Genomic DNA, 7,240 nt, shown 5'->3' on the forward strand with positions numbered 1-7,240 from the left:
TGACCGCCTGCGCCCGAGTCGAAGAAGAACCGTTGCGTAGGTGGGTTGCGCCGGAGGCATGCGCACCGCCACGGGCGCCCGCGAGGACGCGCTGACGCCTCCGGGGACGGGGAGCCCGCGCGCCGGGATTGCCAGCCACCGATAAATGCTGCTTCGAGCGTTCGAAAAGCAAGGATGAGATGCACAACGCGAGCACCGAACGCGCGGTCCGTGCGGCGCGGCAGGCCTAAGCCGACCTCTCCGCGGCGCAGCCTGTACAGCTCAGAGGTCGGGTGCACGAAAGCCGCCCAGGCACCTATCGCATGCGCAACACAGTCCCGCTGATCACCGGGGCGGCTGGCGATGTCGCCTGAACCGCCGCGGCGCCCAGAGCTCCCGCGCGCCGGGCGCGATCGCGGACCGATGCGCGGGCCGATGCGCCTCGCCGACAGCGGCCTCGTCGTGATCGACGCGACCTGGGGCACGATCAGACCCATGCAGCTCGCTGACGGGGTCTGCACCGTCGGCGAGCTGGAGGTCATGGAGCATCTCGACCGTGGGCTGTCGCTCATCGACAGCAGACCCGCCGAGGCCTATGGCTCCTCCACGATTCCCGGGGCGCGCAACATCCCGCACGACGAGACAGTGGAGCGCATCAGCCAGCTCGACCCGGCTCAGCCGACCATCTTCTTCTGCAACGGGCCGCAGTGCGCGGCATCGCCAGAGGCCATCGACGCGCTGCTCACCTCCAAGTACCCGCCCGCCGCGATTCACTACTACCGCGGCGGATTGCACGACTGGATCAGCCTGGGCCTACCGACCGAGCCTCCCTCGCCGCCCGCGTGAGGCGCCGGTCAGCGCCGAGCGTCCTCGATCGTCCGCAGCCGTTCCTGGAACTCTTCGGTGGTCAGCTCGCCGCGGGCGTAGCGCGCCTTGAGCACCTCGACGGGATCCTCGGGCGAGCCGCGTCCGTTGCTGCCGGATCCCCGCATCATCGACCACATCATCCAGCCCATGCCGCCCATCATCACGACCATGGCGACAATCACCAGCCAGCCCCAGCCGCCGCCCATGTGATCACCATCGAACCCAGCCTGCGCGATGAGAGAGAACAGGCCACTCATGCGACGAGGTGGGTTGTCAGCTCGACCGGGTTGCGCACGCAGTACACGCCTGGGCAGTGCTCGTCGGCGATGCGCTTGAGCTCTTCGAGCTTCTCGTGCGGCGCGTCGGCGTCGACCTCCAAGTGCCAGTCGATGCGCTCCACGGGGGCGTTGTCGGTAACGCCGAGAGCGCGGCTCATGTCGACCTCAGCCTCGGTGCTGGCCTTCACGGAGCGCAGTTGCACGCCCTGGCGGGCCGCCTCTTGGGCATAGGTCATCGCGTAGCAAGCCAGCCCGCCCCAGAAGCAGTAGGCCAGGGGATTCGGCGCGGAGCCGGTGCCGCCCATTGGGGGCGGAAAGTCCGCCTCGAACACGAACGGTTCGCCGTTGGGCACCGGGATCGTGGCTCGGAACTGCGGCTGGCCCTCCTGGGTCTGCCACTCGCCATCGAAGCTGACTTGCTGCGTGAGCGCGCTGGGGTCCTGCTCGGCCTTGGCGATGGTCTGCTTGAGAGCATCGACGTTGACGTTGTGCATGTGGTCGTCCTTTCGGGAGATGGGTTCAGCTGGCGGGCGGGCCGCCGAGGAAGGCGGCGGAGACAAGTAGGTAGGCGGCGACGCAGCAGACCAGCAATGCGAAGGCGCGTCCGAGGGTGCGTTGGGGCACGTGGGTGGCAAGACCGGCGCCGGCGAGCGCTCCGACCACGCACGCACCCGTCATGGCAGTGGTGACCCCGACCTCGAGGCTGCGTCCGGCGAGCAGGTGCACGGCGAGCCCGATGAGCGAGGTCGCGGTGATGACGGCCAACGATGTGCCGACCGCGGTCCGCATCGTGAAGGCCAAGGCGATGGCGAGCGTGGGCACGATCAGAAAGCCGCCGCCGACGCCGAAGAACCCGGTGAGGAAGCCGACCATCACGCCGGCGACGAGGTCCCGCGGCAGTCGCAGCGGCGGACAGGCGCCACCGCCCTCCCATCTGCCGTCGGCAGGCTCCTCACCGTCGGCCTTGCGCCACGTCGCGGCGGCGGCGGCGAGCATGATCAGCGCGAAGGCGCCAAGCAGCGCGGTACCGCTGACGGAATCGGCGGCGAGGGTGCCGGCGACGAGGCCGGGAACAGCCGCCATGGTGAACGAGCCGGCGTGGCGCCAGCACACCCTGCCGGCTCGCGCGTGCCCGAGCCCTCCGGCGACCGCGCCTGCGGTGACGACGACCAGCGAGGCCGTCGTGGCTTCGGACACGCTCTGGCCGAGCACGTAGACGAGGACCGGGACGGCGAGCACGGAGCCACCGCCACCGAGCATGCCGACAGCGATGCCGATGGCCAACCCAAAGGGGATGGCGAGCAGCACGTCGGGTCAGGCCTCCGTCGTGCCGGGCGCGTCGACGGGCCAGCCCCGCCGCTGCCAGAGGGGCACGCCGCCCTCGACCACATGGATCACCTCGCCGGCGCCGTAACGCTCAAGCAGGCTGGCGCCGACCGCGGCGCGCTGCCCCGAGCCGCAGATGACCGCCACCGGCCGGTCGGGATCGACGCCCTCGGGAACGTCGCTGATGTCGTGATAGGGCTCATGGACCGAACCGGGGATATGTCCGTCTTCCCACTCGGCTCGCTCCCGCACGTCGAGCACCTGGACGCTGTCGCGATCGGACTCCCAGCGGTCGTGGAGCTCGTCGACCGTCAGCCGGGTCACGCGCTCGACGCGACGCTTCTCCTCGCGCCAGGAGGTCATGCCTCCCGCCAGGTAGCCCGCGACCTCCGTGATGCCGACCGCGGCGGCGAGCCCGACGGCCTGGCGGGCATCCTCGTCATCGCGCCCGACGATCACGACCGGCTGCTCGGGATCCGCGAGCCAGGCAAGCTTGGAACCGAAACCGGCCCGCAGCGCGGTGATGCAGACAGCGCTGGGGATGTGCGCCTCGTCGAACTGCAGCTCGGTGCGAACGTCGATGACCAGCGCGCCGTCGCGCTGGTGGGAGTCGACCTGTCGGGGCGCCAGCGGATGAGCCTCGATGCTCTCGCGCAGCAGCGGTCCGCGGTTGAGCGCGACGATGTTCTCGAAATTGGGCGGCTGAGGTCCGAGCGAGGCCGTGGTCTGCTCGACGAACTCCTTCTCGTCGGCGATGGCGAGCAGCTCCTGATGGGCTCGCTCATAGCCGATCGTCGAGGAGACCTTCATGTCCATCCCCGGGCCGCCGCACAGCGACCCGCCGAGGTGCCCGGGCCAGACCTCGCAATCCTCTGGCAGTGCGAGCACCTTGTCCTGAAGCGAGTGGAAGATGCCGTGGGCGCCCTGCTCCTTGTCCACCGCGAGGTCGGGACGGGCGATGTCGCCGACGAACAGCGTGTCGCCGGTCAGCACCGCCCACGGCTCGGGGCCGCGCCGTGTGTCTGTGAGTGTGAATGCCGTGTGCTCGGGACGGTGACCGGGGGTGTGCACGGCGCGCACGCGGACCGCGCCGAGTTCGAGCTCCCAGCCATCGGCGAGCGCCTCGTGGTCGTAGTCGGGGCTCGCCTCTTCATGGATGTGGATGGTCGCTCCGGTGGCCGCGGCGAGGCGGCCGTGCCCGGAGACGTGGTCGGCGTGGTTGTGGGTCTCCAGGATGTGCTCGATGCCCACCCCGAAATAGCGCGCCAGCCGTAGGTACCCGTCGATGTCGAGCTTCGGGTCGACTACGGCGGCGACGCCGGCGTCCTCGTCGCCGATCAGGTAGCTGGCACAGCCCAGGTCGTCATGGGTGATCTGGCGAAAGATCATGCGTTGCTCCGTCTGCGCACCTCGGGCGGCCGCCGCAGCAACTGCCCGAGCGGGATGTGCGTCACGATCTCGATGGAACGGCGGAAACGCATCAGGCGTGGCCGAAGCGGACGTCGGGCAGGATCCGGTCCAGCGGCCTGGGCAGCCACCACGCCCACTTACCCATGAGGCGCAGCAGCACCGGCACGAGCAGCAAACGAACCAGGGCGGCGTCGAGCAGGACCGCGATGCCGAGGATCACGCCCATCTCCTTGGGCGGCAGCGGCCCGCTCAACGCGAACGTGAAGAAGACCGCCACCATCACCGCCGCGGCGGCGAAGACCACGCGCCCGGAGTGCGCGACACCGCCGACCATCGCCTCCTTGGCGTCGCCGATGCGGTCCCAGTGCTCCTTGGCGGAGGACAGCAGGAACACCGTGTAGTCCATCGAGATGGCAAAGACCATCGCGAAGAAGAACACGGGCGCCCACGCGTCGAGGAACCCTTGGGGCTCGAAACCCAGCAGGCCCGAGAGGTGGCCCTCCTGGAAGATGAGCCGGGCCACCCCGAAGGCGGCGCCGGTCGCCAACAGGTTGGTCAGCACGGCCGCGGCCGCGAGCAATGGTGCCCGGAGTGCGACGAGAAGCAGCAGGAACCCGAGGGCGAGCACAACCCCGATGACCAGCGGCGTCTTGGACGACAGCGCGGCTTCGAGGTCGTGGTTCTCAGCCACGGCGCCGCCCACCAGCGCGCCCTCGGGAAGATCGCTGCGCAGGCGGTCCACAGTTGCGCCGATGGGCTTGCCGGAAGGGTCGCCCATGGGGATGGCCTGCACCATGCTCCAGCCGCCGCTACCGGGCTGGGGCGGTAGGACCTGCGCGATACCCGGGTCGGCCTTGACCGTGGCCATGACGCGCTGGGCGGCGCCGTTGGACGCGACGACCTGCAGCGCTCCGGGAGCACCTGTCCCGAACGCCTGCTGAACCTGGTTGTAACCGGTTCGCGAGGAGTCCCCGTCAGGAACCACCTTGATCGACGGCATGCCGGTCTGCAGGTTGAGCACGGGGAACGCGAGGGCGAGCAGCACGATGACGGCCACCGCACCGTAGGCGACCGGCCGCTTCCACAGACGCTCAGCCCAGGCGGCGAACCGCGGCGAGCGGTGCTCGCCGGAGTGCACCCATGGCAGGCTCCCCTTGTCCACCCGAGGGCCGAGCTTGGCAAGCACCGCAGGCAGCAACGTCAGCGTCGCCGCCAGGATGAAAATGAGCGAGAGCATGATCCCCAATGCCATCGAGCGAAACGCCGGGCTCGGCACGAGCATCACCGCGGTCAGCGAGATGAGCACGGTCAGGCCAGAGAACAGCACGGCCTTGCCGGCAGTGTCCATCGTTTCTGCGACGGCCTCCTCGGCCGACAGCTCCGAGCCGAAGAAGGCTCCGCGGAAGCGCATGACGATGAACAGCGCGTAGTCGATGCCCAGCGCCAGAGCGAACATCAGCGCGAAGTTCATCGCCCAGATCGAGATGTCCAGCAGCTGGGTGCCGATGTACAGCGACCCTGCGGAGGCCACGAGGCCCAGGATGGTCAGCATCAGCGGCAGCCCGGCGGCGACCAGCGACCCGAAGGCCAGCACGAGAATGATCATGGTCACCGGCCAGGAGATGACCTCGCTCTTGAGCATCGCCGAGCGGTTGGCCTGGTTGAAGTCCGACCACATCCCCGACGCGCCGGTCAGCGAGACCTGCACGCCGTCGCCGCCCTGAAGCTTTGTCTTGAGGTCGTCGGCAGCGCGGACCATCTCGTTGGCGTTCTCGGCCGCACCGGCCTGGATGACCGCCGTCTGGCCGTCACGGGAGATGGACTGACCGGGGCGCGGAGGCATCACACTGGCGACACGCGAGTCAGCCTTGAGCGTGCGCTCCGCCGAAGTGATCGTCTGCTGGAAGACGGGGTCAGAGACCGTCTTGGTCGGTGAGTGCACGACCACCTGCAGAGCGCTGGACGACAGGCCCCGGAAGTTCCGGTCGACGAGCTCGCGGGCCTTGACAGACTCCGATCCGGTCGCCTCCCAGCCGGCGCCCGACAGCGCGTGCTCGACCTTTGGGGCGAAGACACCCAGGGAGACGGCGAGCAGCGCCCACGCGACGGCGACGACACGGAAGTGGGTGGCGGTGTAGCGGCCGAGGCGGCCGATGGGTCCGACCGAGCTCATCGGACGACCCCCTTGACCGCGGAGCGCAGCCCGAAGACGCGCGTGAGCACGAGGGAGACAGGACAGGCGCCAGCGACCACGTACAGCCACTGGTTGACGCCCACGAAGGCCGTCAGCAGCAGGAACCACGGCGACACCGCTGCCGCGAGCGCCGCCGATAGAAGCGTGACGGTGCCGGCCATCGCGAACAGCGCCCGTTCAAGCGGCCAGGCTGTCGTGGGGCAGGTGCGGTTCATGCCACACCGCCGCTCAGGATGCTGTCGAGCTCGGCGAGCTGGTCACGAAGGCCGCCGCACACCTGCTCGCACAGCGCGAACACGGTGTCGTCGGCTATGGCGTAGCGGACGCTCGTGCCCGCCTTGGCGCGGCTGACGATGCCGGCCCGGTGGAGGACGCCGAGGTGCTTGGAGACGTTCTGCTGCGAGGCGTCCAGCGCCTCGACGAGCTCGCCGACCGTGGCTGAGCTGTCGCGCAGCCGGTCCAGAAGCTTGATGCGCATGGGCTCGCCTATGACACGAAACCGCTGCGCGATGAGCTCCACCAGCGGCTCAGGAAGAGGGCGTGGAAGGTCCATGCTCACCACTATACAACAGACTAGTTGTAGTTAAGGAGACCGGCCACCGCGCGGATAGGCCTTCTCGGCGATCACGCCGAAGTACCAGCCGATGGCCGCCTCGCTGTCGAGCAACCTGGTCTGAGCCTGCGTTGCTGTTCTGGCACTGCGATGTCGAGCAGCTCTCCGCCCTCGCGGTCGACCTGCAGGGTGGCGTGCTCGATGCCGAAGCGGCCATGCGGGAGTCGTTCCATGTCGAGGAGTGCGGCGTGGCAGTCGTTCTGGCGCCCGACGAGAACGTGGGCTGAGAGCGCGGGGAAGCCGGAGGTGACCTCCCAGACGTGGAGCGCCCCCGTTTCGGGAGAAAAACTCGGGAGAACAAGCGGTCCGTGGTACTCGGCAGACAAAGAAAAACCCGCCGTTTCCAGCGGGTTCTTTTACGCGGCCCGAGAGGATTCGAATCTCTGACCTTCGGTTCCGTGGACCGGACTGCCCTCGACGCCTTGGTTCCCAAGTACCGTGTGTCTTGGTGACTCGACGCTGTGTCTGCCGTGTGTCTAGCCTGCCGCGTGCTGTGCGCTGTCATGCGGCACGGTGCGTAGCCGCCGTAGGCACGCACGCTGCCTGACGGCCAACTTCAATCAATCGGGGCGA

General features: G+C 68.8%; 9 protein-coding genes. 2 read left to right on the forward strand and 7 right to left on the reverse strand.

Going from position 1 to position 7,240, the window contains the following annotated elements:
- Nucleotides 1-414: 414 nt before the first annotated feature.
- Nucleotides 415-825, forward strand: coding sequence for a rhodanese-like domain-containing protein (locus tag VIM26_RS08585; RefSeq protein ID WP_331950148.1), 411 nt, complete (start codon nucleotides 415-417; stop codon nucleotides 823-825).
- 8 nt (nucleotides 826-833) lie between these two features.
- On the opposite strand, the gene VIM26_RS08590 is transcribed toward VIM26_RS08585, so the two are convergent.
- The 7 genes from VIM26_RS08590 to VIM26_RS08620 form a co-directional block, all read right to left on the reverse strand.
- Nucleotides 834-1,103: an SHOCT domain-containing protein gene (locus VIM26_RS08590; RefSeq protein WP_331950150.1), complete on the reverse strand. Its 270-nt coding sequence runs from the start codon at nucleotides 1,101-1,103 to the stop codon at nucleotides 834-836.
- Nucleotides 1,100-1,618, reverse strand: coding sequence for an OsmC family protein (locus VIM26_RS08595; RefSeq protein ID WP_331950152.1), 519 nt, complete (start codon nucleotides 1,616-1,618; stop codon nucleotides 1,100-1,102). The genes VIM26_RS08590 and VIM26_RS08595 overlap by 4 nt, the downstream gene beginning before the upstream one ends.
- A gap of 25 nt (nucleotides 1,619-1,643) precedes the next feature.
- A complete protein-coding gene (locus VIM26_RS08600; protein ID WP_331950154.1) occupies nucleotides 1,644-2,432 on the reverse strand; it encodes a sulfite exporter TauE/SafE family protein in 789 nt (262 codons plus the stop codon).
- A gap of 6 nt (nucleotides 2,433-2,438) precedes the next feature.
- Nucleotides 2,439-3,839, reverse strand: a complete 1,401-nt coding sequence (locus VIM26_RS08605) for an MBL fold metallo-hydrolase (RefSeq protein WP_331950156.1) — start codon at nucleotides 3,837-3,839, stop codon at nucleotides 2,439-2,441.
- A gap of 91 nt (nucleotides 3,840-3,930) precedes the next feature.
- The gene (locus VIM26_RS08610) at nucleotides 3,931-6,033 is read right to left on the reverse strand and encodes an MMPL family transporter (RefSeq protein ID WP_331950158.1); all 2,103 of its coding nucleotides are present in this window, start codon (nucleotides 6,031-6,033) and stop codon (nucleotides 3,931-3,933) included.
- The gene (locus VIM26_RS08615) at nucleotides 6,030-6,269 is read right to left on the reverse strand and encodes a hypothetical protein (RefSeq protein ID WP_331950160.1); all 240 of its coding nucleotides are present in this window, start codon (nucleotides 6,267-6,269) and stop codon (nucleotides 6,030-6,032) included. Before VIM26_RS08615 ends, VIM26_RS08610 begins: the two co-directional genes overlap by 4 nt.
- A complete protein-coding gene (locus tag VIM26_RS08620; RefSeq protein ID WP_331950162.1) occupies nucleotides 6,266-6,607 on the reverse strand; it encodes a metalloregulator ArsR/SmtB family transcription factor in 342 nt (113 codons plus the stop codon). Before VIM26_RS08620 ends, VIM26_RS08615 begins: the two co-directional genes overlap by 4 nt.
- 131 nt (nucleotides 6,608-6,738) lie before the next feature.
- On the opposite strand from VIM26_RS08620, the gene VIM26_RS08625 reads away from it, so the two are divergent.
- On the forward strand, nucleotides 6,739-6,894 hold the full coding sequence (locus VIM26_RS08625; protein WP_331950164.1) for a hypothetical protein: 156 nt from the start codon (nucleotides 6,739-6,741) through the stop codon (nucleotides 6,892-6,894).
- The last annotated feature ends 346 nt before the right edge of the window (nucleotides 6,895-7,240 follow it).

The organism is Pengzhenrongella sp. (assembly GCF_036565025.1).
Taxonomy (GTDB): Bacteria; Actinomycetota; Actinomycetes; order Actinomycetales; family Cellulomonadaceae; genus Pengzhenrongella.

What these genes read in the sequence shown, in the direction of transcription:
- VIM26_RS08610 (WP_331950158.1), bottom strand. Translation starts at nt 6,033, where the DNA reads ATGAGCTCGGTCGGACCCATCGGCCGCCTCGGCCGCTACACCGCCACC.
- VIM26_RS08585 (WP_331950148.1), top strand. Translation starts at nt 415, where the DNA reads ATGCGCCTCGCCGACAGCGGCCTCGTCGTGATCGACGCGACCTGGGGC.
- VIM26_RS08620 (WP_331950162.1), bottom strand. Translation starts at nt 6,607, where the DNA reads ATGGACCTTCCACGCCCTCTTCCTGAGCCGCTGGTGGAGCTCATCGCG.
- VIM26_RS08595 (WP_331950152.1), bottom strand. Translation starts at nt 1,618, where the DNA reads ATGCACAACGTCAACGTCGATGCTCTCAAGCAGACCATCGCCAAGGCC.
- VIM26_RS08605 (WP_331950156.1), bottom strand. Translation starts at nt 3,839, where the DNA reads ATGATCTTTCGCCAGATCACCCATGACGACCTGGGCTGTGCCAGCTAC.
- VIM26_RS08590 (WP_331950150.1), bottom strand. Translation starts at nt 1,103, where the DNA reads ATGAGTGGCCTGTTCTCTCTCATCGCGCAGGCTGGGTTCGATGGTGAT.
- VIM26_RS08615 (WP_331950160.1), bottom strand. Translation starts at nt 6,269, where the DNA reads ATGAACCGCACCTGCCCCACGACAGCCTGGCCGCTTGAACGGGCGCTG.